This window comes from Streptomyces sp. 135 (assembly GCF_020026305.1).
In the GTDB taxonomy this organism is placed as follows: domain Bacteria; phylum Actinomycetota; class Actinomycetes; order Streptomycetales; family Streptomycetaceae; genus Streptomyces.
On record NZ_CP075691.1, the window covers coordinates 457,019 to 481,794 of the forward strand.

General features: G+C 71.4%; 22 protein-coding genes and 1 pseudogene. 12 read left to right on the forward strand and 11 right to left on the reverse strand.

All coding sequences use genetic code 11. From position 1 onward, the window contains the following. Positions 1-330: 330 nt before the first annotated feature. Both KKZ08_RS02090 and KKZ08_RS02095 read right to left on the reverse strand, forming a co-directional pair. Entirely contained in the window at positions 331-2,595 is a 2,265-nt protein-coding gene (locus KKZ08_RS02090; protein WP_223772776.1) for an excinuclease ABC subunit UvrA, read from the reverse strand. A 153-nt stretch (positions 2,596-2,748) separates the two neighbouring features. Further along, positions 2,749-3,936 (reverse strand): epoxide hydrolase family protein, encoded by a 1,188-nt coding sequence (locus KKZ08_RS02095; RefSeq protein ID WP_223772777.1) that lies wholly within the window; start codon positions 3,934-3,936, stop codon positions 2,749-2,751. Positions 3,937-4,307: 371 nt separating this feature from the next. On the opposite strand from KKZ08_RS02095, the gene KKZ08_RS02100 reads away from it, so the two are divergent. Continuing rightward, positions 4,308-5,114, forward strand: a complete 807-nt coding sequence (locus tag KKZ08_RS02100; RefSeq protein WP_223772778.1) for an arylamine N-acetyltransferase — start codon at positions 4,308-4,310, stop codon at positions 5,112-5,114. Between the two features lie 103 nt (positions 5,115-5,217). Next, positions 5,218-5,694: a VOC family protein gene (locus KKZ08_RS02105; protein ID WP_223772779.1), complete on the forward strand. Its 477-nt coding sequence runs from the start codon at positions 5,218-5,220 to the stop codon at positions 5,692-5,694. Positions 5,695-5,730: 36 nt separating this feature from the next. Here KKZ08_RS02105 and KKZ08_RS02110 read toward each other — a convergent pair whose 3' ends face one another. Then, on the reverse strand, positions 5,731-6,462 hold the full coding sequence (locus tag KKZ08_RS02110; RefSeq protein WP_223772780.1) for a class I SAM-dependent methyltransferase: 732 nt from the start codon (positions 6,460-6,462) through the stop codon (positions 5,731-5,733). 160 nt (positions 6,463-6,622) lie between these two features. Here KKZ08_RS02110 and KKZ08_RS02115 point away from each other — a divergent pair, with 160 nt between their 5' ends. Genes KKZ08_RS02115 through KKZ08_RS02125 form a run of 3 tightly spaced genes read left to right on the forward strand, consistent with a single transcriptional unit; the run spans position 6,623 to position 8,328 of the window. Then, positions 6,623-7,210, forward strand: coding sequence for a hypothetical protein (locus tag KKZ08_RS02115; RefSeq protein ID WP_223772781.1), 588 nt, complete (start codon positions 6,623-6,625; stop codon positions 7,208-7,210). An 18-nt stretch (positions 7,211-7,228) separates the two neighbouring features. Then, complete coding sequence (locus tag KKZ08_RS02120) at positions 7,229-7,417, forward strand: hypothetical protein (RefSeq protein WP_223772782.1); 189 nt, start codon at positions 7,229-7,231, stop codon at positions 7,415-7,417. Positions 7,418-7,452: 35 nt separating this feature from the next. Beyond that, positions 7,453-8,328, forward strand: a complete 876-nt coding sequence (locus KKZ08_RS02125) for a slipin family protein (RefSeq protein ID WP_223778878.1) — start codon at positions 7,453-7,455, stop codon at positions 8,326-8,328. Here KKZ08_RS02125 and KKZ08_RS02130 read toward each other — a convergent pair. Both KKZ08_RS02130 and KKZ08_RS02135 read right to left on the reverse strand, forming a co-directional pair. Then, the gene (locus KKZ08_RS02130; protein ID WP_223778879.1) at positions 8,236-8,673 is read right to left on the reverse strand and encodes a GNAT family N-acetyltransferase; all 438 of its coding nucleotides are present in this window, start codon (positions 8,671-8,673) and stop codon (positions 8,236-8,238) included. The two genes, KKZ08_RS02125 and KKZ08_RS02130, sit on opposite strands and share 93 nt — an antisense overlap. A 295-nt stretch (positions 8,674-8,968) precedes the next feature. Further along, positions 8,969-11,761: a hypothetical protein gene (locus tag KKZ08_RS02135; protein WP_223772783.1), complete on the reverse strand. Its 2,793-nt coding sequence runs from the start codon at positions 11,759-11,761 to the stop codon at positions 8,969-8,971. Between the two features lie 131 nt (positions 11,762-11,892). Between KKZ08_RS02135 and KKZ08_RS02140 the strand changes: the two genes are divergently transcribed. After that, positions 11,893-12,336, forward strand: coding sequence for a DUF3093 family protein (locus KKZ08_RS02140; protein WP_223772784.1), 444 nt, complete (start codon positions 11,893-11,895; stop codon positions 12,334-12,336). 15 nt (positions 12,337-12,351) lie between these two features. Here KKZ08_RS02140 and KKZ08_RS02145 read toward each other — a convergent pair whose 3' ends face one another. Then, positions 12,352-13,275, reverse strand: a complete 924-nt coding sequence (locus KKZ08_RS02145; RefSeq protein ID WP_223778880.1) for a LysR substrate-binding domain-containing protein — start codon at positions 13,273-13,275, stop codon at positions 12,352-12,354. A gap of 91 nt (positions 13,276-13,366) precedes the next feature. On the opposite strand from KKZ08_RS02145, the gene KKZ08_RS02150 reads away from it, so the two are divergent. The 3 genes and pseudogenes from KKZ08_RS02150 (at position 13,367) to KKZ08_RS02160 (ending at position 15,976) form a co-directional block, all read left to right on the forward strand. After that, positions 13,367-14,560, forward strand: a complete 1,194-nt coding sequence (locus KKZ08_RS02150) for a diaminopropionate ammonia-lyase (RefSeq protein WP_223772785.1) — start codon at positions 13,367-13,369, stop codon at positions 14,558-14,560. 289 nt (positions 14,561-14,849) lie between these two features. Then, a complete protein-coding gene (locus tag KKZ08_RS02155) occupies positions 14,850-15,290 on the forward strand; it encodes a subtilase-type protease inhibitor (RefSeq protein WP_223772786.1) in 441 nt (146 codons plus the stop codon). Positions 15,291-15,437: 147 nt separating this feature from the next. Then, positions 15,438-15,976: pseudogene (locus KKZ08_RS02160) on the forward strand (cupin domain-containing protein). Here the strand turns inward: KKZ08_RS02160 and KKZ08_RS02165 are convergent. Further along, on the reverse strand, positions 15,961-16,383 hold the full coding sequence (locus KKZ08_RS02165) for a hypothetical protein (protein ID WP_223772787.1): 423 nt from the start codon (positions 16,381-16,383) through the stop codon (positions 15,961-15,963). The pseudogene KKZ08_RS02160 and the gene KKZ08_RS02165 overlap by 16 nt on opposite strands. A 133-nt stretch (positions 16,384-16,516) precedes the next feature. Here KKZ08_RS02165 and KKZ08_RS02170 point away from each other — a divergent pair, with 133 nt between their 5' ends. After that, complete coding sequence (locus KKZ08_RS02170; protein WP_223772788.1) at positions 16,517-17,050, forward strand: GNAT family N-acetyltransferase; 534 nt, start codon at positions 16,517-16,519, stop codon at positions 17,048-17,050. 25 nt (positions 17,051-17,075) lie between these two features. Here KKZ08_RS02170 and KKZ08_RS02175 read toward each other — a convergent pair whose 3' ends face one another. Beyond that, positions 17,076-17,951, reverse strand: a complete 876-nt coding sequence (locus tag KKZ08_RS02175) for a TauD/TfdA family dioxygenase (RefSeq protein ID WP_223778881.1) — start codon at positions 17,949-17,951, stop codon at positions 17,076-17,078. A gap of 465 nt (positions 17,952-18,416) precedes the next feature. Continuing rightward, a complete protein-coding gene (locus tag KKZ08_RS02180; RefSeq protein WP_223772789.1) occupies positions 18,417-19,289 on the reverse strand; it encodes an SAM-dependent methyltransferase in 873 nt (290 codons plus the stop codon). A gap of 258 nt (positions 19,290-19,547) precedes the next feature. Here KKZ08_RS02180 and lpdA point away from each other — a divergent pair, with 258 nt between their 5' ends. Together lpdA and KKZ08_RS02190 are read left to right on the forward strand one after the other, a co-directional pair. Then, a complete protein-coding gene (gene lpdA, locus KKZ08_RS02185; RefSeq protein ID WP_223772790.1) occupies positions 19,548-20,951 on the forward strand; it encodes a dihydrolipoyl dehydrogenase in 1,404 nt (467 codons plus the stop codon). Positions 20,952-21,104: 153 nt separating this feature from the next. Next, the gene (locus tag KKZ08_RS02190; protein ID WP_223772791.1) at positions 21,105-23,273 is read left to right on the forward strand and encodes an MMPL family transporter; all 2,169 of its coding nucleotides are present in this window, start codon (positions 21,105-21,107) and stop codon (positions 23,271-23,273) included. Positions 23,274-23,315: 42 nt separating this feature from the next. On the opposite strand, the gene KKZ08_RS02195 is transcribed toward KKZ08_RS02190, so the two are convergent. Both KKZ08_RS02195 and KKZ08_RS02200 read right to left on the reverse strand, forming a co-directional pair. After that, on the reverse strand, positions 23,316-24,563 hold the full coding sequence (locus KKZ08_RS02195; protein WP_223772792.1) for an MFS transporter: 1,248 nt from the start codon (positions 24,561-24,563) through the stop codon (positions 23,316-23,318). Next, entirely contained in the window at positions 24,560-24,745 is a 186-nt protein-coding gene (locus KKZ08_RS02200; protein ID WP_223772793.1) for a hypothetical protein, read from the reverse strand. The genes KKZ08_RS02195 and KKZ08_RS02200 overlap by 4 nt, the downstream gene beginning before the upstream one ends. Positions 24,746-24,776: the final 31 nt, after the last annotated feature.

Here is a 24,776-nt window from a genome sequence, read left to right on the forward strand (position 1 = left end):
ACTCCCGTCGGGTTGGGCAGGCAGGAAACGACCCTCCTTCCGCACGATCACCGCACGTCAGGGGGTCCAGCAGGATGCCTCTCCATCCTCACTGCCGATCCGGGGGCGGGAGTCCGCCTGCGAGCCGGACTATCGGCCCACGGTCGCTGTACTGCGTGCGGTGGAGTGTCATCCCCTGGGAGGAGGGCCGAGGGCTCCGTCTAGGCCACAGGGTGCAGTCACGTGTCAACAGTTTCGTCGTCATTGGCGCGGAACATTCGGCTCCCCTTCACCGCGTACCTGCATGATGTCCCGTTTCGCCCGGTGGCCCGGATGTCTCGCGCCTCCGCGTCAGCCGACCACGTACTCCCGGAGATGCCGCGCCGTCACGGTCTCTCCCCGCATGACGAGTTCGGCCGGGGTGCCGGTGAAGACCACGCGTCCGCCGTCGTGACCGCCGCCGGGCCCCAGGTCGACGAGCCAGTCGGCGTGTGCCATGACCGCCTGGTGGTGCTCGATGACGATCACGGAGTTCCCGTCGTCGACCAGGCGGTCGAGCAGGGCGAGGAGCTTGTCGACGTCGGCCAGGTGCAGTCCGGTGGTCGGCTCGTCGAGGATGTATGTAGACGACTTCTCTGCCATGTGGATGGCGAGTTTCAGCCGCTGGCGCTCGCCGCCGGAGAGCGTGTTGAGCGGCTGTCCGAGCCGCAGATAGCCGAGGCCGACGTCGGAGAGGCGGCCGAGGATGGTGTGGGCCTGCCCCGCCGGGAAGAAGTCGTGGGCCTCGGCGACCGACATCCCGAGGACCTCGCTGATGTTCTTGCCGCGCAGCCGGTAGGTGAGCACCTCGGCGGTGAAACGCTTGCCGTCGCACTCCTCGCACACGGACGCCACCCCGGCCATCATCGCGAGGTCGGTGTAGAGGAGCCCGAGGCCGTTGCACTTGGGGCAGGCGCCCTCGGAGTTGGCGCTGAACAGCGCGGCCTTGACGCCGTTGGCCTTGGCGAAGGCGGTGCGGATCGGGCCGAGGAGTCCGATGTACGTCGCCGGGTTCGAGCGGCGCGAGCCGCGGATGGGCGACTGGTCGGCGACCACCACGCCCTCGCGGCCCGAGAGGTAGCCGTGGATGAGGGAGCTCTTGCCGGAACCCGCGACGCCGGTGACGACGGTGAGCACGCCGAGGGGGATGTCGACCTCGACGTCCTTGAGGTTGTGCAGGTCGGCGCCCTTGATGGAGAGCCGCCCCTTGGGGGTGCGTACGGTCTCGCGCAGCCGGGCACGGTGGCCCAGGTGGCGTCCGGTCAGGGTGCCGGACGCGCGCAGGCCCGCCACGTCGCCGCTGTAACAGATCTCGCCGCCCGCCTCGCCGGCGCCGGGGCCGAGGTCCACGACGTGGTCGGCGATCTCGATGACCTCGGGCTTGTGCTCGACCACCAGCACCGTGTTGCCCTTGTCGCGCAGCCGCAGGAGCAGGTCGTTCATGCGGCGGATGTCGTGCGGGTGCAGACCGATGGTCGGTTCGTCGAAGACGTACGTCACGTCGGTGATGCTGGAGCCGAGGTGGCGGACCATCTTGACCCGCTGCGCCTCGCCGCCGGAGAGCGAGCCCGAGGTGCGGTCGAGGCTGAGATAGCCGAGCCCGATCTCGGTCAGCGACTCCAGAAGCTCGCTCAGCCCGGCGATGAGGGGCGCGACACCGGGATCGTCGAGCCCGCGCACGAATGTGGCCAGGTCGCTGATCTGCATCGACGAGCACTCGGCGATGTTGAGCCCGTCGATCTTCGAGGAGAGCGCGGCGGCGGAGAGGCGGGTGCCCTCGCAGACGGCGCAGCGGGCGAAGACCACGGCGCGGTCGACGAAGGCCTTGATGTGGGGCTGCAGGGAGTCGCGGTCCTTGGCGAGCCAGGTCCGCTGCATCTTGGTGACGAGGCCTTCGTACGTGAAGCCGTTGGAGCCCGCCTTCACCTTGACCGGCTCCTTGTGGAGGAGGTCGGCCCACTCCTGCTCGGTGAAGTCCTTGAGCTTCTTGTCGGGGTCGTAGAAGCCCGAGTTGACCAGGATCTGCCAGCTCCAGGAGTCGACGGCGTAGTACGGGACGGTGATCGCGCCCTCGTTCAGCGAGAGTTCGCGGTCCAGGAGCTGGTCGACGTCGACCGTGGAGACCTCGCCGGTGCCCTCGCACTCGGGGCACATGCCTTCGGGCAGATTGAAGCTGAAGGCGCCCGAGGTGCCTATGTGGGGGACGCCCAGGCGGCTGAAGATGATCCGCAGCATCGTGTACGCGTCCGTGGCGGTGCCCACGGTGGAGCGGGAGTTGGCGCCCATCCGCTCCTGGTCGACGACGATCGCCGCGCTGAGGTTGCGCAGCGCGTCGACGTCGGGGCGGCCGAGGCTCGGCATGAAGGACTGGATGAACGCCGTGTACGTCTCGTTGATCAGGCGCTGCGACTCGGCGGCGATGGTGCCGAAGACCAGCGAGGACTTTCCGGAGCCGGAGACCCCGGTGAAGACGGTGAGCCGCCGTTTGGGGAGGTCGACGGAGACGTCCCGCAGATTGTTCTCGCGGGCTCCGCGGACCTGGATGACGTTGTGGCTGTCGGCGGGGCTGGTCTTCACTGAGCACTCCTTGGCAAGGACGGAGAGGGAGAGTAAGAGAGAGGGAGACTGCAAAAGCGTACACCGTACCCAGTAAGCGTGCGGGGCTCTTTCGGAACGCGGACGCCCCCGCGGTCGGTGACCACGGGGGCGCTGGAGTCGACTCCGCCGAGGTCAGCCCGTGGCGCCGGGCGTCCTCAACGGGCGGAAGAACTCCCGAAGTTCACGCGCGACCTGCTCGGGCTCCTCGTACGCCATGAAGTGGCCGCCGTTGCGCGGGGTGCTCCAGTGGCGCAGATCGGTGAAGACGCGCTCGGCGAGGCTCTTGGGGTAGTTCAGGTTGGCCGGTTCATGGCTGAGGGTGACGGCGCCGGGGACGGAGACGGGCGGCACCGGCTTGTTGTGCCGTACGTAGTCGTAGTACTGCCGGAAGGACGAGCCGATGCTGCCGGTGGCCCAGTAGAGGGTGGCGACCGTGAGCAGGGTGTCCCTGTCCCAGCGGGCCTCCAGGTCGCCGTCGCAGTCGCTCCAGTCGCGGTACTTGTCGATGATCCAGGCGAGCAGGCCCGCCGGGGAGTCCCGCAGCGCGGCGGCGATCGTGTCGGGCCGGGTGCACATGATCTCGCTGTAACCCTGGTCGTCGAGGTCGTACGCGGCGAGGTGGTCGAGGTAGGCCTGCTCCTCGGCGGTCGGCGGGTCCGCGTCGAAGTCGGCGGAGACCACCGCGGAGGTGATGTGCACGCCGGCGACCTCCCCGGGGAAGCGGGCGCCGAGCCACTGTGTCACCCCTCCCCCGATGTCGCCGCCGAAGGCACCGAAGCGCCGGTAGCCGAGGGCCTCGGTCATCAGCGTGTGCCAGATCCCGGCGACGCCCTCGCGGGTGAACGTCCCCGGGGGCGGCCCGGAGTGGAGGAAGCCGGGCAGCGAGGGCACGACCACGTCGAAGGCGTCGGCGGGGTCGCCGCCGTGACCGCCGGGGTCGGCGAGCCGCCGGGCGAGGTCCAGCATCTCGACGTAGCTGCTCGGCCAGCCGTGGGTGAGGACCAGCGGCAGCGGGGCGGGGCCGCCGTCGGGGCGCGCCGCGCGCAGGTGCACGAAGTGGACGGAGGCGCCCGCGACTTCGGCGATGTGGTGCGGGTGGGCGTTGAGCGCGGCTTCCGCGGCACGCCAGTCGAAGCCGTCCGCCCAGTGGGCGACGAGGTCGCGCAGGTAGTCCGGGTCGGTGCCCGCCGCCCAGTACGTCGGGTCGGTGGCCGTGGTGAAGAGGGTGCGTCGAAGACGGTTTCGCAGGTCGTCCAGGACGTCGTCGGAGACGCTGACCCGGAAGTCTCGGACAGGGGCCTGCAAAGACGTGGTGTTCACGGGTGTTTCGGTTCCTTCGCTCAGGAGTGTTCGATCGCGGTGCGCGCGGTTGCTCCTGGGCGGCGCGGCCTGTCGGTGTTCGGGAGGAACGGGCGTCAGGCGCGGACTGCGGTCAGGAGGGCCCGGCAAGAGTGCTGCGTGGTCATCGGGCTCACCTCCTGGGTCTCGCGTCGTGGCGCGTCCCGGCGGGACGCGTGCGTCACCGGTGACTATACACACGTACTGGCGTGCGTCATCCGGGAATTGACGCGCGCGGGCGCGGGGGACGCAGAGGGTGAGGCGGGTCGTACGGAGGTCTTAAGGCCGAGGTCGGGGCGGGGTGCGTCCGGTGGTCCCTGGCCCGGCCGTCGCCTGCCCACCACACTGGCCCCATGGACACCGAACAGACCGACGCCTACTTGCGGCGCATCGGCGCCGTGCGCCCCGCCGCCCCCACCACGCAGGCCTTGCGCGACCTGCACCTGGCGCATCTGCGCGCCATTCCCTTCGAGAACCTGTCGGTCCACCTCGGCGAGGAGATCGAACTCACCGCCGGGGCGCTGGTGACGAAGATCGTGGACGCGCGCCGCGGCGGCTTCTGTTACGAGCTCAACGGCGCCTTCGCCGCCCTCCTGACGGCTCTCGGCTTCGACGTCACGCTGCTACAGGCGCGGGTGTACGACGACACGGGGCGGCTCGGCATCCCGTACGACCACCTGGCGCTGCGCGTGGGCACGCGGGACGGCGGCGACTGGCTCGCGGACGTCGGCTTCGGCGCCCACAGCCACCTGCCGCTCGCCTTCGGTGAGCGGGGCGAGCAGAGCGACCCCGGCGGCACGTTCCGTCTCGTGGAGTCCGCGGAGGGTGATCCGGCGAGTGGTCCGTCGGGTGACCTGGAGGTCCTCAAGGACGGCAAGCGGCAGTACCTGCTCGAACCGCGCCCGCGCGCGCTGGCCGATTTCACGGTCGGCGCCTGGTACCACCGCACCTCACCCGCCTCCCACTTCGCCCGCTCCCTCGTCTGCTCGATCGTCACGGACGACGGACGGCTCACCCTCAGCGGTCGCACCCTCACCGCCACCGTGGACGGCGAGCGGCAGGTCACCGAACTGTCCTCGGAGGCGGAGGTGCTCGCGGCGTACGAGCGGCATTTCGGCATCCGCCTGGAGCGGGAGCCGAGCCTACGGAAAACCGGGTGACCGTGTGGCGATGAGTTCCGGTCGGTGCGACGGTCCCCCTAGAGACAGCGCATAGGAGAGACGCGCATAGGCAGAGACAGCTCGTACGCGACAGGAGAGTGCCATGCCCACGATCACACCGTGCCTCTGGTTCGACACCGAGGGCCAGGAGGCGGCGGAGTTCTACGTCTCGGTCTTCCCGAACTCGGAGATCAAGAACATCTCGTACTACGGAGAGAGCGCACCGCGCCCGGCCGGCACCGTGCTGACCGTGGAGTTCGGCCTGGACGGCAAGCCGTTCATGGCGCTCAACGGCGGCCCGGAGTTCACCTTCAGCGAGGCCATCTCCTTCACGATCGACTGCGCGGACCAGGAGGAGGTCGACCACTACTGGGCGAAGCTCTCCGAAGGGGGCTCGGAGGGGCCCTGCGGGTGGCTCAAGGACAAGTACGGCGTGTCCTGGCAGGTCGTGCCGGCCGCTCTCGTCGAGCTCCTGTCCGACCCGGACGCCGAGCGGGCCCAGCGCGCCATGCAGGCCATGCTCGGCATGAAGAAGCTCGACGTGGCGGCGTTGCGGGCGGCGGCCGACGGCAAGGCGTAAGGCACACGGACGCGGGCCACCAATCCCTGCGGGTCCTCACCCCTTGCGGGCCACCACCAGGCGCCACCGGGGGCTGCCGTCCGCGCGGCGGCCGAACTCCTCCAGGGGCCGCAGCGACACGTCGAACCCGGCGTCGACCAGGTCCTTTCGTACGTCGCCCAGGGCGAAGGTGCGGTAGTACATGACGAACCGGGGCCGCCGCAGGAGGTTCCGCACGCGCATCATCGCGTCGAAGCCGAGCAGGGCCCAGTGCCACGGGGAGGTGACGGGCTGCGGCGCGCCGATCGGGAAGGCGAAGAGACCGCCGGGGCGCAGCGCCCGGTGGACGCCGCCGAACAGGGCGGGCCGCTCGGCGGGCAGGAAGTGGCCGAACGCCCCGAAGCTGACCGCGAGGTCGAAGCCCTCGGTGAAGGGCAGCGCCCGGGCGTCGGCGCGCACCCACTGGACCCTCGGGCCGCTCCCGCCCGGCCGCGGGACCGCCCGGTCGGCGGCGGCCAGCATCCCCGCGCTGAAATCCACGCCGCAGACCCGCTCCCGGCACAGCGGCAGCAGCGTCCGGACGCCGGCGCCGGTCCCGCAGCACACGTCGAGGCCGGCGTCGAAGGGGCCGAGCGGGCGCAGGGCCTCGGCGGTCGCCGCCAGAAACCGGTCAGGGGTGCGGAACGGCGTGTGGTCGAACTTCGGGGCGAGCAGGTCGTAACCGCGCTCGGTGGAGGAGAGCGCCTGGACGGCCAGCTCGCGCAGCGTGGGACCCTGGGAGGAGAACATCGGCTCCAGGGTAGCCAGGGAGGCGGCCCCCACACGACGCCGCCGACACGGCCGGACGGCGCCGTGGCCGGTTACCGCCAGGAGGCCTACCGGGGGGGACACGGGTCGGGTAGAGGTGCACGTCCGTCCCAGATCCGTCCCTCGTTCCCGGAGGTGCTCCATGGCCACAGATCGGCACAGGACAGCGACCCCGTCGGGCAAGACCCGGTTCGACGACATCTACGACCAGCCGGACCCGCGCGCCTACTTCCGGACGCTGGCGCCCTACGAGTACGAGATCCCGCACCACGCCCAGGCCGTCTTCCGCCGCACGCGCGAACTGCGCTCCCGGATGCCGGGCGACGAGGGTCCCGTGACGGTCCTCGACGTGTGCTGCTCCTACGGCATCAACGCGGCGCTGCTCAACCACGACCTCACGCTCGCCGACCTGTACGCGCACTACACCTCCGCCGCGCTCACGCCGCAGGAACTCATCGAGTGCGACAAGGAGTTCTACGCCACGCGGCGGCGCCCGGACGCCACGCCGATGATCGGGCTCGACGCCGCGGCGAACGCCACCCGGTACGCGCTGGACGCGGGCCTGCTGCGAGGCGTATGCGGAGGATCTCGAACGGCATCCGCCCAGCTCCGGGCTGCGCCGCGCGGTCGCCCGCGTCGGTCTGATCACCGTCACCGGGGGTATCGGATACATCTCCCACCGTACGTTCGACGCGCTGCTCGACTGTGCCCGGAACGCCGGTGTGGGTGAGCGTTCGCGCTGCGGACCGTGCCGTACCGGCGCATCGCCGCCACGCTGGCAGCGCACGGCCTGGCCACGGTCATGGGCAGCTCGCGGACGTGTCCGCAGCGGCTCTTCACCAGCGAGCGGGAGCGGCGGGACGCCGTGCGGGAGGTGATCCTGGCCGGTGAGGACCCGACAGGGCTCGACCAAAGGGCATATACCGGCATATCGTGACATCAATGGCCGACTCGGACGTCAGGGGGGTCGCCATGGTTCAGGAGCTGCTGACAGCAGGCGCCGCGGCCGCCTCGGGCTGCCTCATGTACGCGATGGCGGCGGCCCGTGTGATCAAGCAGTACGAGCGCGGGGTGGTCTTCCGCCTGGGCCGGCTCTCGGGCCAGGTGCGCGGCCCCGGCTTCACCATGATCATCCCGGGCATCGACCGGCTCCGTAAGGTCAACATGCAGATCGTGACGTTGCCCGTGCCCGCGCAGGACGGCATCACGCGGGACAACGTCACGGTCCGCGTGGACGCCGTCATCTACTTCAAGGTCGTCGACGCGGCGAACGCCGTCGTACAGGTGGAGGACTACCGGTTCGCGGTCTCGCAGATGGCGCAGACGTCCCTGCGGTCGATCATCGGCAAGAGCGACCTGGACGATCTGCTCTCCAACCGCGAGAAGCTCAACCAGGGCCTGGAGCTGATGATCGACAGCCCGGCCATCGGCTGGGGCGTGCAGATCGACCGGGTCGAGATCAAGGACGTGTCGCTGCCGGAGACCATGAAGCGGTCGATGGCCCGCCAGGCCGAGGCGGACCGCGAGCGGCGGGCCCGCGTCATCAACGCCGACGCCGAACTCCAGGCGTCCAAGAAGCTCGCCGAGGCGGCGAAGGAGATGTCCGCACAGCCCGCCGCGCTCCAACTGCGCCTGTTGCAGACCGTGGTGGCCGTCGCCGCCGAGAAGAACTCCACCCTCGTCCTGCCCTTCCCGGTGGAGCTGCTGCGCTTCCTGGAGCGGGCCCAGCAGCAGTCCGCACCAAAGGCGCAGGTGTCAGAGGCTCAGTACGTAGCTGGTCCCCGGGCGGCCGTCGAGCCGGATGCCGCCGGTGGCCACGAACCCGGAGCGGGCGAGCACGGCCTGTGAGGCCGGGTTGTCGCACGTCGTCACGGCACGCAGTTCGGTGAGGCCGTACGCGGTGGCGGCCAGGTCGCGGGCCTGCCGGACGGCCCGGGTGGCGAGGCCCTGCCCGGTGGCGCGCTGCGCGATGCGGTAGCCGAGTTCGGCGCCGCCGTCCGCCACGTCGATCAGGTTGACCCGCCCGAGCACCTCGCCCGCGTCATCCACCAGTACGTGGAAGAAGCAGAGCCCGGCCGCCTGCTCGGCGAGCAGGGCGCTGTGCCGGGCCGCGAAGTCGCGGAAGTAGGCGTCGCCCCGGTCCGGGACGGACGCGGCGAAGTAGGCGCGGTTCTCCTCCTCGAAGGCGAGCAGGGCGGGCGCGTGGTCGGGGCGCGAAGTCGCGGAAGTAGGCGTCGCCCCGGTCCGGGACGGACGCGGCGAAGTAGGCGCGGTTCTCCTCCTCGAAGGCGAGCAGGGCGGGCGCGTGGTCGGGGCGCAGGAGTTGCAGTTCGGCGTTGGTCACGTCTCTGGGCATGGCTGCACCCTACGTATGCCGTCAGCGGCTGTCGGCCCAAAAACGCGGGAGGCGGTCAACCCGGCGTCACTCCCGCCGAGTTGACCGCCCGTCCCGTACTACCGGTTGCTTCGTGCTACTCGTCGCTTCGTGCTATTGGCCGTCCCGGACCGTGCCGGTGAACACCGGGCCCTCCTGCGGTTCCCAGTTCTGGTCGTAGACGAACAACTGGGCTTTCAGGGACTCGTCCGGTTCGCGCGCGGTGTCCTTGATGGTGGGGACGCGCACATCGACGCTCTTCTTGCCGGCGGGCAGGGTGAGGTACAGGGACTCACCGTCCGCCATCTTGGAGAGCGCGCGCCCGGGCCGGGGCGACTGCCCGGCTTCGTCCTCCAGCCAGCGCGGGTCCACGTCGAGCGTGGAGAGCTCGGCGCCCCTGTCGACCGGCAGGAAGGCAATGCCGGCACTGATGTCCACGTCGACGGGTTCCGCGAGCGTCATCCGCCACTTCAGCGGCTTGCCCTCGGTGACGCGGTCGGCGACGGGCTCAAGGGTGAGCTCGGGCATCGGGTCGTCGTTGCGTGCCGTCACGCCACCGTGGTGGGAGCCGACGACGGCACCGCGCACCGCCTTGGCGAACGCGTCCTGCGCGAGGTCGTAGCCATAGCGGGTGTCGCCCTTGACCTCCACCGGTACGTCGATGTCATGGCCGCCGGGGCGGACCGTCACCAGCCGGGACGTGACCTCGTCGGAGCCGGGCCTGGGCGCGAAGAGCCGGACCTGGCCGCTGCCCTTGCCCGAGACGCGTACCGGGACGTGGTAGGTCCGCACCCCGGAGTTTCCTTCGTCGACGGTCAGCCGGCCGATGTCGACGCGGGGCATGGCGGCCGCCTTGACGGCGGGGGTGCCGGGGCGCCAGCCCCAGGCGTCCATCAGCCAGGCCTTGCCGGAGCGGCTGCGCGGGGTGAGCTCCAGGGTCTTCACCCGCTTCAGGTCCAGCTTGTCCTTCGCCTGTGCCGTCAGCGGCACGCGGACCTCGCGACCCCAGTACGAGGCGGTCCGGTCGCTGCCCGGCAGCCCGTCGACGCGGGCGGTGCCGAGCTTCGCGCGGTGGCCCGCCTTGTCGACGAGCGTCACGTCGAGCCGGGTGCCCTTGCTGTTGGGCGGCACGATCACCCGCAGCGCCACGTCCTTGGCGCCGGCCAGGGACACCGGGCGGGCGGGGCTCAGCCGGGCCGGGGAACCCGGCCGGGTCCAGCGCATCGCCACCGCGTCACGGCCGGGCTCCGGGGAGACGCCCCAGCCGGCGAAGTGCGGTGACGCGCCCGCCGTGGCGGGCGACAGGCAGGCGCGGGCGGCGTCGGGGGACACCTGTGCGCAGAGCCGGGCACCCTTGACCGTGGCGGAGGAGTCCGGCAGGAAGGCCTCCGTGCGGCGGGCGCCGACGGCGTGGGTCAGGACCCGCGCGGGGTCCGCCGAGGGAGCGCGCCGGTTCGAGCCGTCGAGGAGGGGGCGCACCCGGTCGTCGCCCGCGACGAACAGCCGGGCCGCCGCGGCTATGTACGTGGCACCCGCGGCCTGCTGCTGCTTGGCGGTCAGGCGGGTCTTCTTGCCCGGGGAGCACACGGGGTCGTCGCCGGAGTGGAAGTCGTCCTCGGCGGGCGCCTTCGCCTGCCCCGGAGTCCATTCGCTGTTGAAGAAGTTGTGGTTGGCGCCGACCATGTACACCGCGCTGTGCAGGGCGGTGCCGCTGCCGACACGGCGCGTCCCGTCGACGTGGATCTCGCCCTGGAGGTCGGAGACGTCTCCGTCGCAGCCGGGCAGGATCGTCGCCGAGGGGACGTCCGGGACCGGGTTCTGCCCGAAGATGGTGGGGCCTATCAGGACGTTGCCGCGTATCTTCCAGCGGACCGGGCCGTGGTAGCCGTCCTGGTCGGCGGGCGGCGCGTAGAGGCTGTCGAGCGCGGCCCTGTTGACGCCCTCGCCGCCGCGCGAGTGACCGACGAGGAGGACGCGTGACAGGTCGGCGGAGGCGACGGCGCGCACGGCCGCGGGGGCGTCGGCCGGCTTCTGCGTCCAGTCCGCCCAGTGGGCGAGGTGCAGCCGCACGAGCGAGGAGCGCGCCTGGGCACCGGCGTCCTCGGCGAGGTGGTCCTGGCCGTTGATGCCGTTGGCGGCGATGGACACGGTGACGTAGCCCTGGGAGGCGAGGAGCTTCTGGGCCCGCTGGTAGCCGTCCTGGCTCGGGATCGGCTTCATGCCGGCCTGGCAGGGCCAGTCCCCGCTCGCCTGGTCCCCGGTGCCGTAGCAGGTGTAGTGACGGCCGTGCAGGAACAGAGCGAGCGGCCGTTTCCCCGGCGCGTCGGCGGGCCCGACCACGTCGGCCCGCATCTCCACCGGCTCCGGGAAGCCGGGCAGCCGCACGGACTTGAGGGCGTACGCGCCTCTGACGGTGCGGTAGCGGCCGGGCTTGCCGGGGTCGACCGCGCCCGCGGGCGGAAGGGCCCCGGGGGAAGCGGCGGGCGGGGCAGTCGACTTCTGGCCGCGGCCCGCCTCGTCCAGCCGGCGCCCGCCGGCCAGCACGCGCAGCTTCTTCGCCGGGCCGACACGCGCGCCGTTGAGCGGCAACCGGAACGAGCGGCCGTCCTGGGCGGCCACGGGCCTGCCGAGGAGCTTGTCGCCGGAGTAGAACTCGACCCGGGCGTCCCCCATCGGCACCGGCTTCGGCGAGGCCCACACCAGTTCCTCGCCGCTTCCCTCACCGGCCAGTCGCCAGCCTTCGGGCAGGTCCTCGTCGCTGCCGGGCCGGCCGGACGACGCGGGTGGCGGGGCGTCGGTGGGCGGCAGCGCGTGGGCCGCCCCCGGGGCCGCCGCCGCGATCGCGAGTACCGCGAGCGCCGTGGTCGCCACTCGTGAGACGCGTCTCGAAGTGGTCCTCCTCCTCATCACACTTCTCAGGACACGCAAGCGAACTCATGTGCCCCTCTTGTCTCTTGGAGGACGGCAATCGGAGGCATCGCGTTGCCTCACGACGGACCCTCTGTCGCCGGCGGCGGACGACCTGCCAGGATTCGGTCATGCACATCTACGAAGAGCGGCTGAGCGTCCCCCGCTCCTGGTGGGCCCTGGTCGCGCTGGGCGGATTCGGACTGGGGCTCGGGGCCATTCCCTTCGGCGTGATGGCCGCGGTGATCACGGCCACGGCCGGCATCGCGGTGGCCGCCGCGATCGTGCACGCGCACGGCAGCGTGCGCATCCTCGTGACGCCGGGCTCGCTCGTCGTCGGCGGGCGGACCATCCCGATCGAGGCGCTCGGGGCCACCGAGATCCTCGACGAGCGGGAGGCCTTCGAGTGGCGCACGGTCAGGGCGAATCCGTACGCGCTGCTGCTCTTGCGTTCCTACGTCCCCACGGCCCTGCGCATCGAGTTGAGGAACTCCTACGGCGGCGCGCCGTACGTGTACGTGTCGACGCGGCAGCCGATGAACCTCGCGGCGGTGCTGGCCTTCTCCCGGAGCTGACCCCGCGACGCCCCGTCAGCCGGCGGGCATGTCGGCCGCCTGACGGAGCGCCTGGCGGCAGGCGAGGACCGCCGGGTGGGTGCTGCGGCCCGCGCGGACGGCGGTGAACAGGCGACGGGCCCGCTGCCCCCGGGGCAGCGGCACCAGCCGCACCGCCGGTCGGCGCCCGCCCCACACCAGGTCGGGCAGGAGCGCCACGGCGTGTCCCTGCTCGACCAGGCGCAGATGCAGCAGGAGATCGGTGGACTCGAAGCGCACGTCGGGCTCGAACCCGGCGGTGCGGCACAGCGTGGTCGCCCAGCGCCGGGCCGCGCTGCCGTGCGGTTCCATGACCCAGGGCCGCTCGGCGCAGGCGAGCAGCGCGGACCGTGCGCCACTCATGTGCGGCGGCGCGGCCTCGTCCGGCGGGGCGGGCAGGGCAAGGCGCAGGGGGTCCTGGCGGAGGTCTTCCTGGTGGAGCTCGGCGGGGCGGGGGCCGGGGTCGCCGGGATACTCCTCGGCGACGACGAGGTCGAAGTCGCGGGCGAGCAGCGCGGGCAGCGCGGCCTCCGGTTCGGCCTGGGTGACGTGGACGCGCAGGGCGGGGTGCTCCTCGCGCAGCAGGGTGAGCGCGGTCGGCACCAGGGCGAGGGCCGCGGTCTGGAACGAGGCGATCCGCAGGGTTCCGGTCAGCCCCGAGAGCGAGGTGGCGATGTCCGCCTCGGCACGTTCCAGACGGGCGAGGACCGCCTCGGTGTGAGCGACGAGGATCTCGGCCTGCGGGGTCAGGCGCACGCGTCGGCCGATCGGTTCCAGCAGCGGGACGCCCACCTCCGTCTCCAGCTGGGAGAGCTGTTGGGAGACCGAGGACGGGCTGTAGGAGAGAGCCGTGGCGACGGCGGCGAGTGTGCCGCGGTGCTTCAGTTCGCGCAGCAGTCGCAGCCGGTGCAGATCGAACACCCCCGGGCCTCCCATTCATCGGCTTCTCCGACCATTATCGGTCGGAAAGAATCGCTGGACCGAAGGGAGGGCGGCGCCGCAGGCTGTTCTCATGATGGAACACGAGACCTCCCCCGTGGCCGAATCCCCCGCCTTCCCTTCGTCATCGTCCGCCCGCTCTCCCCTCCCCCGGCTCCCCTGGTTCGCGCGACCCGCCGCACGGTCCTGGACCTGCGCCCCGCCTCCGGCGGACGCCCACGCGTTCCATGCCGCGCTGCCCGGTTACACACCGACCGCCTTGCATGAACTGCCCGCACTGGCCGCGGAGTTGGGGGTCGCACGGGTCTTCGTCAAGGACGAGTCGGAGCGGCTCGGCCTGCCCGCGTTCAAGGCGCTCGGCGCGTCGTGGGCGATCCATCGGGTCCTGGCGGCGGCCTCGGACGACCGGCGGCTGTGCCTGGTCACCGCCACCGACGGCAACCACGGGCGGGCCGTGGCCAAAATGGCGCGGCAACTCGGTCTGCGCGCGCACGTCTTCGTCCCCGAGGGCGTCCACCCGGCGGCCGTGGCCGCCATCGGCGGCGAGGGCGCCGAGGTCACCACCGTGGCCGGGTCCTACGACGCGGCGGTGCGCAGGGCGGCGGACGCGGCCGGGGCGCCTGGCGCGGTGCTCATCCAGGACATGGCGTGGGACGGCTACGAGGAGGTTCCGGCGCTGATCGTCGAGGGGTACGCGACGCTGTTCTCGGAGGTGGACGCCCAACTGGCCGCGGCGGGCGCGCCGTCGCCGTCCCTGGTCGCGGTCCCGGTGGGCGTGGGGTCTCTGGCCCAGGCGGCCGTGGCGCATTACCGGAGCCGGCGGTCCGTCACGACGGCCGCCGGTGAGGCGCCCGCCGCGCTCCTTTCCGTGGAGCCGGAGGTGGCCGCGTGCGTCCTCGCGAGCCTCCGGGCGGGGCGGCCGACCAGCGTGGAGACCGGCGTGACCACGATGGCGGGGCTCAACTGCGGCACGCCTTCGACGCTCGCATGGCCCGCGTTGCGCGACGGCCTGGACGCGGCGATCACCGTCCGCGACGCCGACAGTGCGGCGGCCATGCGCGACCTGGCGGACCTGGGCGTCTCGTCCGGGCCGTGCGGCGCCGCCTCCCTCGCGGGGGCGCGTGCCGCCCTCACGGGTGAGGGAAGTGCCGCGCGCCGGGCCGCTCTGGGCATCGGAGCCGCGTCGACGGTGGTGTTGATCAGCACCGAGGGGGCGGCCGCCACACCCCCGTCACAAGCTCCGCAAGCTCGCAAGGACCCCGTTTAACCACGCCTGAGCGATGATTTCCGGTCGATACAGGTGGTCGAAAAAAGAACCAATTTCACATAGCTGCAGGTCGGGACGTAGTTAGCGTTTATACCAATGCCGCTTGTCCATATGCTGGACAAGCGCCGCGCGACCGGGCCACCGCTCCTGAGCTGCCCGAACCCTCGTACGGGAACCGTCCACCGGACGCACACATCCGGAAATCGACCATCCGCCTGGCACTCACTCTCCGCACCGGCAAGACTCCCCACCGCAGTCACCAACCGCAACCAGCGAAGGAGAGTCCACCATGCGTCGCACCCTCAGGACGATAGGAGCAACCGCCGCGGCGGCCACCTGCGTCCTCGCCGCGACATCAGGCACCGCGCAGGCCGAGGCACCGAAGCCGACGAGCCTCTACGCGCCCTCTGCCCTGGTGCTCACGGTCGGCCAGGGCGAGGACGCCACCTCCGCGGCAGTCGAGCGTGCCGTGACACTGACCTGTGCGCCGCGCCCCGCCGGGACCCACCCGACGCCGGCCGCGGCGTGCGCCGAGCTCGCCGAGGTGGGGGGCCAGCCGACCCACCTGGTGCGCGACACGTCCAACGTCATGTGTACCAAGGAGTGGCAGCCGGTCACGGTGACCGTCGCCGGTGTGTGGAACGGCAAGCATGTCGGCTGGTCCACCACCTTCGCCAACCGGTGCATGATGAAGGCGGGTCTCGGGGAGGGTGCCGCATTGACCTTCTGACGAGATCTCACCCTGATCCACACTCAGGGGAGTCCCGGTGACCTTTCGTGGGGGAAGGCTGCCGGGATGCGGGGCGGCCCCCGGTGTCCTCGGGCACCGGGGGCCGTAGTGTTTCCCGCAGCCGCCGCCCGGCGAGGAGCCCGAGGAATCCGAGGAGTCCATGGTGAACCGTCCGACGCGCCCGCACCGTACGCAGGACTGCCCGGCGGCGTCGGAGTGTCACGGCTGAGGGTGTACGACTGGCCGGCCGCCGATGGGCGGCAAGGCGGAACTCCCCATGTGCACCCGACCTGTTCGGAGGGGTACGCGGTGACCGGCGGCCGCGGCGCCGTGCAGACCCTGACCGCTGCCGGCTTCCAGGAGACGCCCCTGTCGCCCGGGGCCCTGGTGTGGTTCACGCCCGGGACCATCCACCGCCTGGTCAACGACGGCGACCTGACCCTCCACGTCCTCATGCAGAACTGCGGGTTGCCCGAGGCGGGCGACGCCGTCCTGACCCCGCTCGGTGGCGTGAGCGCTGGCGGGCCGGGGCCGCCGCCGCGGCCGAGGTGACCGCCACGCAGCTGGACCGGCTCGAACGCGGCGAGGCCGACTATCTGGCGCACGCCGTCGTGCGGGCCGAACAGCCGTCAGAACGCGGAAAGTTCGGCATGTGTGGACGGCTGGACGTCTACGACGTGGCGTGAACGGCCGCCGTGGCACGCTCACGCGCCACCTCGTCGAGCCTGCTCGACACGCGTGTGCGCAGCAGCTCGTACTCCTCCCGGCAGTGGCGGATCTCCGGCGGTCTGACGACGGCGACGCCCTCCGTCACGGTCTCGCCCGGCAGGAACTGGCCCCGGGTGAGGTCGATCTCCACCCCCGAGGCGAGGCGGTTCCACCAGTGGTATCCCGTCCGCTCGCCCGCGACGTGGACCTCGCCGAGTATCAACTCGCCGCCCAGCAGGTCGTTCACGACGAGCGCGGTGACGCCGCACTGGTCCCGCGCCGGATTGTCCGGCGGCCAGGTCTCACCGGAACGCGGGTCGGCCGTGTCCGCGCCCCAACTGTCGCGCAACGCCGCCTCGATGTCGCTCAAGAGCAGTGGTGTCATGCCGTTCACTCTCGCACCGACCACTGACAATCATGCGTCGTCGCAGCTCAGGGGTGCCTCGTCGGCATGCGAACTCACCCACCGCACACCGCCCACCTGTCTGGCGCCCACACGCCTGGCGCACAATGTGCCCATGCCCCCTCAGATCACCGCCGACGAGATCCGCACCGCCCGACTCGACCTCGTACCGCTGCGCGTCGAGCACGCCGCCGAGATGGCCGTCGTGCTCGGCGACCCCGCGCTGCACACCTTCATCGGCGGCTCCCCCGACGACGCCGAGGCGCTGCGGAACCGCTACCGGCGGATGCTCGCGGGCTCCTCCGACCCCGGTGTCTCCTGGTGCAACTGGGTCGTCGGCTTCCGGGAGGGCTCTCGGGAGGGCGAGCCCGCGCCCCTGGTCGGGACGGTGCAGGCCACTGTCGTGCCCGGCGCACAAGGCGCCCTCGCGGAGATCGCCTGGGTGATCGGAACGCCCTGGCAGGGGCGCGGCTTCGCCTCGGAGGCGGCCCGGGGCCTGGTGGACTGGCTGGCGGGACAGGGCGTACGGACGCTGGTCGCGCACGTCCACCCGGACCACGGCGCGTCCGCGGCCGTCGCGGCGGCGGCCGGTCTCGCCGCCACGGACGAGGTCCACGACGGCGAGATCCGCTGGGAGGCGTCCCTGTAGGGGCGGAAGTCGGCAGGGGCGGAAGTCAGTAGGGGCGGTCGCCCGCTATCGCGACCCGTTCCGCCACGCGGCGGTGGGGGGCGTAGTCGTCGACGGCGTAGTGCTGGGTGGCGCGGTTGTCCCAGAAGGCGACGTCGCCCGCCTGCCAGTGGAACCGCACCTGGTACTCCGGCACATGGGCCTGGCGCACGAGGAGGCTCAGCAGGCGGTCGCTCTCCTCCCGCTCCATGCCGACGATGTGCGTGGTGAAGGAGGTGTTGACGAAGAGCATCCGGCGCCCGGTCTCCGGATGCGTGCGCACCACGGGGTGGGTGACGGGCGGGAAGCGGTCCTGGAGCGGGGCGAGCCGGTCGGGCCCGTAGAAGCGGGCGAAGCCGGGGATGAAGTCGTGCACGGCCCGCGCGCCCTCGACGCGCTCCTTCACGGCGTCGGGGAGGTTGTCGTACGCGGCGGCCATGTCGGCCCACAGCGTGTCTCCGCCGTACGGCGGCACCTCGCGCAGCTGCAACACGGCGCCGAGAGCGGGGCGTTCGCGGAAGGTGACGTCCGCGTGCCAGACGTTCTCGTACGTCGGGGTGGCGCTGCCCCCCTTGTCGAAACGGACGACGTCGTCGGCGGAGCCGCGGGCGAGCAGCGGATTGGTCTCCAGCTCACCCCAGTTGAGGGCGAAGGCGCGCTGCTGCTCGGCCGTGATGGCCGCGCCGCGGAAGAACAGCACCTTCCACTCCAGCAGCGCGCGGTTCAGCTCCTCGTGCAGGGCGGGCGTGAGGGGCCGCGCGAGATCGACGCCGCGGATCTCGGCGCCGATGAGGCGGCCCTGGGGCACGACGTCGATCAGTTCGTACGGCCGCTCCTGCCACCCCTCGGGCAGCCGGCGCAGGGTGCGGCGGCCTTCGTACATGCCGTCGGCGGGGACGCGGGCTTCCCGCAGAGGGGCGTGGGGCAGGGCTGTGGTGCGGTCCGTGGCAGTCATGGGGAGATGATCCTTCGGGTGCGGAAGCGGGCGGGCCGGGCGGAGCGGACTCCGTACGGCTAGGGCCTGTCTGACGATTCCCGTCGTCGCCCGGAGGGCGGCCTCGCGGCGTCAGGTGCGTGCTCTCGGCGTGCCGGGCGTAGGGCCTCGTACTGGATGTACTTGGCCCTGCGCCCGGTGCGGCGAGTGGGGGCACCCCCTGCTCGAAGAGCTCGGGGGAGCGTGCATGGCGTCGCGAGGCAGGCGGGAACTGTCAGACAGGCCCTAGCGGCCCGATCGCTCGCACCCGCGCCGCCACGGGACGCCGAACGTCCGTACGGCGGCGGTCAGGTGCTGGATCATGGTCGTCAGTGTGGGGCGCCACGCGCCCCAGGTCAACCGCCCCCGGGCGGCTCAGCCCTCCTGGGGCCGCACCCGCAGCACTCCCCCGTACTCGTAGATGCCCTTGTTGAGTTCGGTGGCGCCGAGGTAGGGCACCAGGTCGGGGTCGACGGGGGCGAGCGGCGGCTGCTGGGGGTCGGGGCGCCAGTCGACGAGGTTCACGAGGCCCGGCTCCAGCGGTTCGAAGCCGGCGAAGAGGGCGTCGACCTCGGCGGGGGTGCGGGTCTGCCACGGGACGCCGCCGCCGGAGATGTGCGCGGTCATGGCCGCGCCCCGGGCGGGATCGTCGGCGACGACCTGCGAGAAGCCGAGGAGGCTGCCGGGCGCGGCCCGGTCGATGACGGTCCGCAGGATGCGGCCCGGCCCGTCGGCGTCGGTGAGGTGGTGCCCCACGGAGAGGAAGAGCACGGCGAGCGGCTCGTCGAAGTCGATGAGTCGCACCAGGTCGGGGTGGTCCAGGATCGCCTTCTGGTCGCGCATGTCGCCGGTGATCACGGTGGTGGAGGCGTCGTCGGCGAGCAGCGCGCGGCCGTGCGCGAGGACGATCGGGTCGATGTCGACGTAGACGACGCGGGCGTCCGGGACGAAGCGCCGCGCGACCTGGTGGACGTTGTCGTCGGTGGGCAGGCCGCAGCCCATGTCGATGAACTGGCGGATGCCCGCCTCGCGCGTCAGGTACCGCACCGCGCGGAAGAGGAATTCGCGGTTCTGCCGGGCGATGTCGACGCACTCCGGGAACGACGGCAGAGTGGAGAGCAGGAAGCTGCGGTCGACCTCGTAGTTGTCCTTGCCGCCCAGCATCCAGCCGTAGGCGCGTGCGGAGGTCGGGATGTCGTACGGAATCGAGGGACGGGACTCCGTCTCGGACCGGTTCTCGCTGTCCACAGTGCGCTCTCCACCTCTCCCGTGGGGTGCACGGAATGTGTGCCGTCGGAGTGACACTATCCGGTGATCCACGTTCGGGTGAGCGGAAGGCGGGAACCGCAACAGGCGTGTGCCAGGGGGCGGTTGAGGCGCCGACGGGGCGTGTGGGCGCCGGGATCCGCCGGGGCGGGCAGTGGTGTGCGCCACCCGCCCGCCATCCCGGCCGCCGCATGGCGCATGATCGTGGCCAGAGCCATCCGCACCCAGAGAGGACCTTCCATGGAAGACCGCTTCGACGTCGTCGTGCTCGGAGCAGGACCCGGCGGCTACGTGGCCGCCGTCCGCGCCGCCCAGCTGGGCAAGCGGGTCGCGGTCGTCGAGGAGAAGTACTGGGGCGGTGTCTGCCTCAACGTCGGCTGCATCCCGACGAAGGCGCTGCTGCGCAACGCCGAGCTGGCCCATCTCTTCACGCACGAGCAGAAGACGTACGGCATCAAGGTCGACGGGCAGGTGTCCTTCGACTACGGCGAGGCGTTCAGCCGCAGCCGCACGGTAGCGGACGGCCGGGTCAAGGGCGTCCACTTCCTGATGAAGAAGAACGGCATCACGGAGTTCGACGGCCGGGGCACGTTCCTGGACGCGAACACCCTTCAGGTGGCGAAGTCCGACGGCACGACCACCACGATCGGCTTCGAGAACTGCATCATCGCCACCGGCGCCACGCCCCGGCTGCTGCCCGGCACGAGCCGCAGCGAGCGCGTGGTCACGTACGAGGAGCAGATCCTCGCCGATTCCCTGCCGCGCTCCATCGTGATCGCGGGCGCGGGCGCGATCGGCATCGAGTTCGCCTACGTCCTGCACAACTACGGCGTGAAGGTGACGATCGTCGAGTTCCTCGACCGCGTCGCGCCGCTGGAGGACGCGGATGTGTCGAAGGAGCTCGCGAAGCAGTACCGCAAGCTCGGCATCGACGTGATGACCTCGACGCGCGTGGAGTCGATCGACGAATCGGGCGAGCAGGTCCGGGTGACCGTCACGGGCAAGGACGGCAAGCAGCAGACCCTGGAGGCCGACAAGGTCCTCCAGGCCATCGGTTTCGCGCCGAACGTCACCGGTTTCGGCCTGGAGGCGACGGGCGTGGCGCTCACCGAGCGCGGCGCGATCGATGTCGACGGCCGCTGCCGTACGAGCGTCCCGCACATCTACGCCATCGGTGACGTCACGGCGAAGCTGATGCTGGCGCACACCGCCGAGGCCATGGGCGTCGTCGCCGCCGAGACCCTCGCGGACGCCGAGACGATGGAGCTCGACTACCCGATGATCCCGCGCGCCACCTACTCGCAGCCGCAGATCGCGAGCTTCGGCTGGACGGAGGCGCAGGCCAAGGAGAAGGGCTTCGACGTCAAGGTCGCGAAGTTCCCCTTCCAGGCGAACGGCAAGGCGCACGGCCTCGGCGACACCGTCGGCTTCGTGAAGATCATCAGCGACGCGAAGTACGGCGAGATCATCGGCGCCCACCTGATCGGCCCGGACGTGACCGAGCTGCTGCCCGAGCTGACCCTGGCGCAGCAGTGGGACCTCACCGTCCATGAGGTGGCGCGCAACGTCCACGCGCACCCGACGCTGGGCGAGGCCGTCAAGGAAGCGGTGCACGGCCTGGCCGGACACATGATCAACTTCTGACGGCGCCGGAAACGGGCCGCGGGAGACCGGGGGCGCCCCGCCGCGACGCGAGTGACTCAAATCGAGTGGCTCGAGTGGCGGGGCCGCCCGGACCGGCCGATGCTGGTCGGAACACGACTGTGATGCCTCGGGGGCGAGGAGAGGCAGTAGCCGATGTTCTCTGGTCTGGGCCGTTTCGTGGTCCGCCGTCCTTGGTGGATCATCCTGGCGTGGGTGGTGGTGGCCGGCGCGGTGATCTCGCTGGCGCCCAAGCTCACCTCCAGCAGCGACGAGGCGAGTTTCCTTCCCGACCATTACGAGTCGATCCGCGCGACAGACGTACAGGAGAAGGAGTTCCCGAAGCAGCAGAACGTGGGCGCCATCATCGTCTTCGAGCGGTCCGACGGCGGGAAGCTGACGGCCGCCGACTCCGCCGACGTGGTCCGCGTCTCCAAGGATCTCCAGGCGAAGAAGATCGGGGAAGTACAGGGCGTCGTGCCCGGCGAGGTCTCGCCCAACAAGCTGGTGCAGACGTCGGTCGTCGCGATGCCGAAGATCACCGACCCCGAGGACACCTCGCAGCAGGACGCGGTCGAGCAGCTGCGCGAGGACCTCAAACCCGAGCTGAGCGGCACGGACCTGTCGGCCGGGATCACCGGTTCCGCGGCCCAGGCCCTCGACGAGCGGGACGCCTCCGAGCGCGCCGGCATGCTCGTGGGGGTCGGCACGATCGCGATCATCATCGTGCTGCTCCTGGTCATCTTCCGCAGCCCCATCATCGCGCTGCTGCCCGTCGTGCTCATCGGTCTCATCTCGCCGATGGCGACCGGGCTGATCGCCTCCGCCAACAAGGCCTTCGACATGAAGGCGGACTCCTCCATCCAGGAGCTGCTGACCGTCGTCCTGTTCGGTGTCGGCACGGACTACATCCTGTTCCTGCTCTTCCGCTACCGGGAGGCGCTGCGGGCGGGCGAGGATCCGAAGGGCGCCATGGTGCATGCCGTGGAGCGGGTCGGTGAGGCCATCACGTCGGCGGCGGGCGCCGTCATCGTCGCCTTCGCCGCGCTCACGCTCTCCTCGCTCGGCATGCTGCGCTCGATGGGTCCCGCGCTCGCCATCGCCGTCTTCGTGACGCTGCTGGCCGGTCTCACGCTCGTACCGGCAGTGGTGTCGCTGCTCGGCACGAAGGTGTTCTGGCCGTCGAAGTCCTGGCAGCGGGAGCCGCACGGCAGCGGTTTCGCCCGGCTCGGCGCGTCGATCGCCCGCAAGCCCGCCGTGTGGGCGGTGGTCTCGGCGCTGTTCATGGGCGCGTTGACGCTCGGCGCGCTCGGCTACAAGGCCAATTTCGACCTCGCCGGGTCCTCGCTGCCGAAGGACAAGGAGTCGATGGTCGCGATGCGGGACCTGGAGAAGGGCTTCCCCGCCGGTTCCACCGACCCCACCTCCGTCTACCTCTCCTCGACGGACGACGAGCCGCTGACCAAGGCGCAGGCCGCCGGCTTCCGCGAGCGGCTCGGCGATGTCCCGGGCGTGGGCGAGGTCGCGGCGCCGCGCATGAGCCCGGACGGTACGACGGCGTCGTACTCGGTGATCCTCTCGGACCCGCCCGCCTCCGACAAGGCGCTCGCCACCCTCAAGGACCGGCTGCGCCCCACCGCCCACGAGGAGGCGCCGGCCGGCTCCGAGGCGCTGGTCGGCGGTGTCACGGCGGTCTACGTCGACATCAACAAGGCGGTGGACCGCGACTATTCGGTCGTCTTCCCCGTGGCGGCCCTCGCCATCATGGTGATCCTGGGCCTGCTGCTGCGCAGCCTCGTGGCGCCGTGGTACCTGATGCTGTCGGTCGCGCTCGGTTTCGGCGCGACGCTCGGCGCGACCTCGCTGCTCTTCCAGCAGCTCGGCGACCAGCCGGGGCTGATGTTCATGCTGCCGGTGATCATGTACTTGTTCGTGGTCGCGCTCGGCACCGACTACAACATCCTCATGGTGTCGCGCCTGCGCGAGGAGGCCCGTGAGGGCCGCGGTCCGCACGACGCGGCCGGCACGGCGGTGCGGCACTCGGGCCCGACGATCGGCTCTGCGGGCGTGATCCTCGCCGGAACGTTCGCGACGCTGATGCTGGCGGGCAACTCGACGCTCTCCCAGATGGGTTTCTCGCTCTCCTTCGGCATCGTCATCGCCGCCTTCGTCATGGCGGCGGTCTTCACGCCCGCTCTGACGGCCCTCATCGGGCACGCGGCCTGGTGGCCCGGCCACGGGGACGAGAAACGGGACGGAGGCGGCGGGGCGGCCCCGCCCGGCCCGGAGGAGGAGCGGGTGGGGGACGCGTCGCGGACGGGGTGAGCGAGCGGAATCCGGGCGGGCGCTCCACCGCCGGCGCCCGCCTCAGCCGCGCGCGACCCCCGTGAGCGTCCCGCTCAGCGCCACGCACACCACACCGGCCCCCACCACCATGCAGACCTCCGCGACCCCGAACCCCGCCGCCGCCGCGGTGACGGCGGCGGCGCCCAGCGGGCCGAGGGAGTAGTGCGTGGTCCAGAACGCCGCGGTGACCCGGCCCAGCAGGTGACTGGGCGTCACTTCCTGGCGCAGGGACATCGAGCAGATGCCCGCGACACCGGTGGCGAGCAGCATGCCTGCCGAGAGGGCGCCGATGACCGGCACGTTCTCGGTCAGCCCGAAGCAGGCGACGGCCACCCCGCCGAGCGCGGTGGCGCCGATCCAACTGGGGCCGAAACCAAGGCTCTTGCGTACGCGGGTGACCACGAAGGAGGCGAGGAAGGTGCCGATGGTCCCCGCGCTCAGCACATAGCCCACGGTGTCGTCCCCGTGGCCGAGGTCCTCCTTCACGCGGAAGATGATGACGTCGGTCATGCCGTGCGTGAGGAAGATGAAGAGGGACAGCAGCACGGTCAGCGGTCGCAGGACGGGGTGCGCCCACAGGAAGCGGATTCCGGCGAGGAACTCCCCTCGGACACCGCCTCGTTGGCCCTTGCCGCCCTCCTCGCCCGCTCCTTGCTCGTCGGTGGGCGGCGTCGGCATCGGCCGCAACTTGACCAGCAGGAGCCCCGCGGCGGAGAGGGCGAACGTCGCGGCGTCGACCCCGATGGCCGCGACCGGCCCGGACGCGGCGGTGACGAAGCCCGCGAGGGTCGGTCCGCCGACCGTGGCGATGGCGTACGACCCGAAGAGATGGGCGTTGGCCCTGGTGATCTGGTCGGGTTCGACGATCGCGGGCACCACCGTCACGTACGCGACCCGGAAGAGCATCGCGAAGCCGCCGGCCAGCGGGACGACCGTGTAGATCAGCCACATCGGCGTCGCGAAGAGCCAGACCAGCGGGATCGTCGCGTACAGCAGACATCGCGCCACGTCGGTGACCATGAGGAGTGCGCGCCGGTCCACGCGGTCGGCGATCACCCCGGCGAAGAGCCCGGTGACGATGGAGGCGACGCCCGTCAGGCCGGTGACCAGGCCCATCTGCACGATCGAGCCGGTGCTGTGCAGCACGAGCAGCGGTATCGCCACGAACGAGAAGGAGTCCCCGAGGGCGGAGAGGGTCTGGATGGCCAGGAACGCGCGGTAGTTGGGGTTGGCCCAGAGGGAGGCCGTCGGCTGGTCGCGGCCCGTCATCGAGCCGCGGCCTCGGCACGCTCGGCGGCCAGCGCCTCGGTGACCGCCTTGCGGCCCGTTTCCCGGAACACACTTAGGTGCGCGTCGACTTCGTGCACCCACGCGCGACGCACCCGCTCCGCGGCCTGTCCCTTCCCGTCCCCGTGCAGCATCGGCAGGAACACCCCGACGTCGACAGCCACTGCCGCCCCCACTCCCCCATCGGCCCCGAGG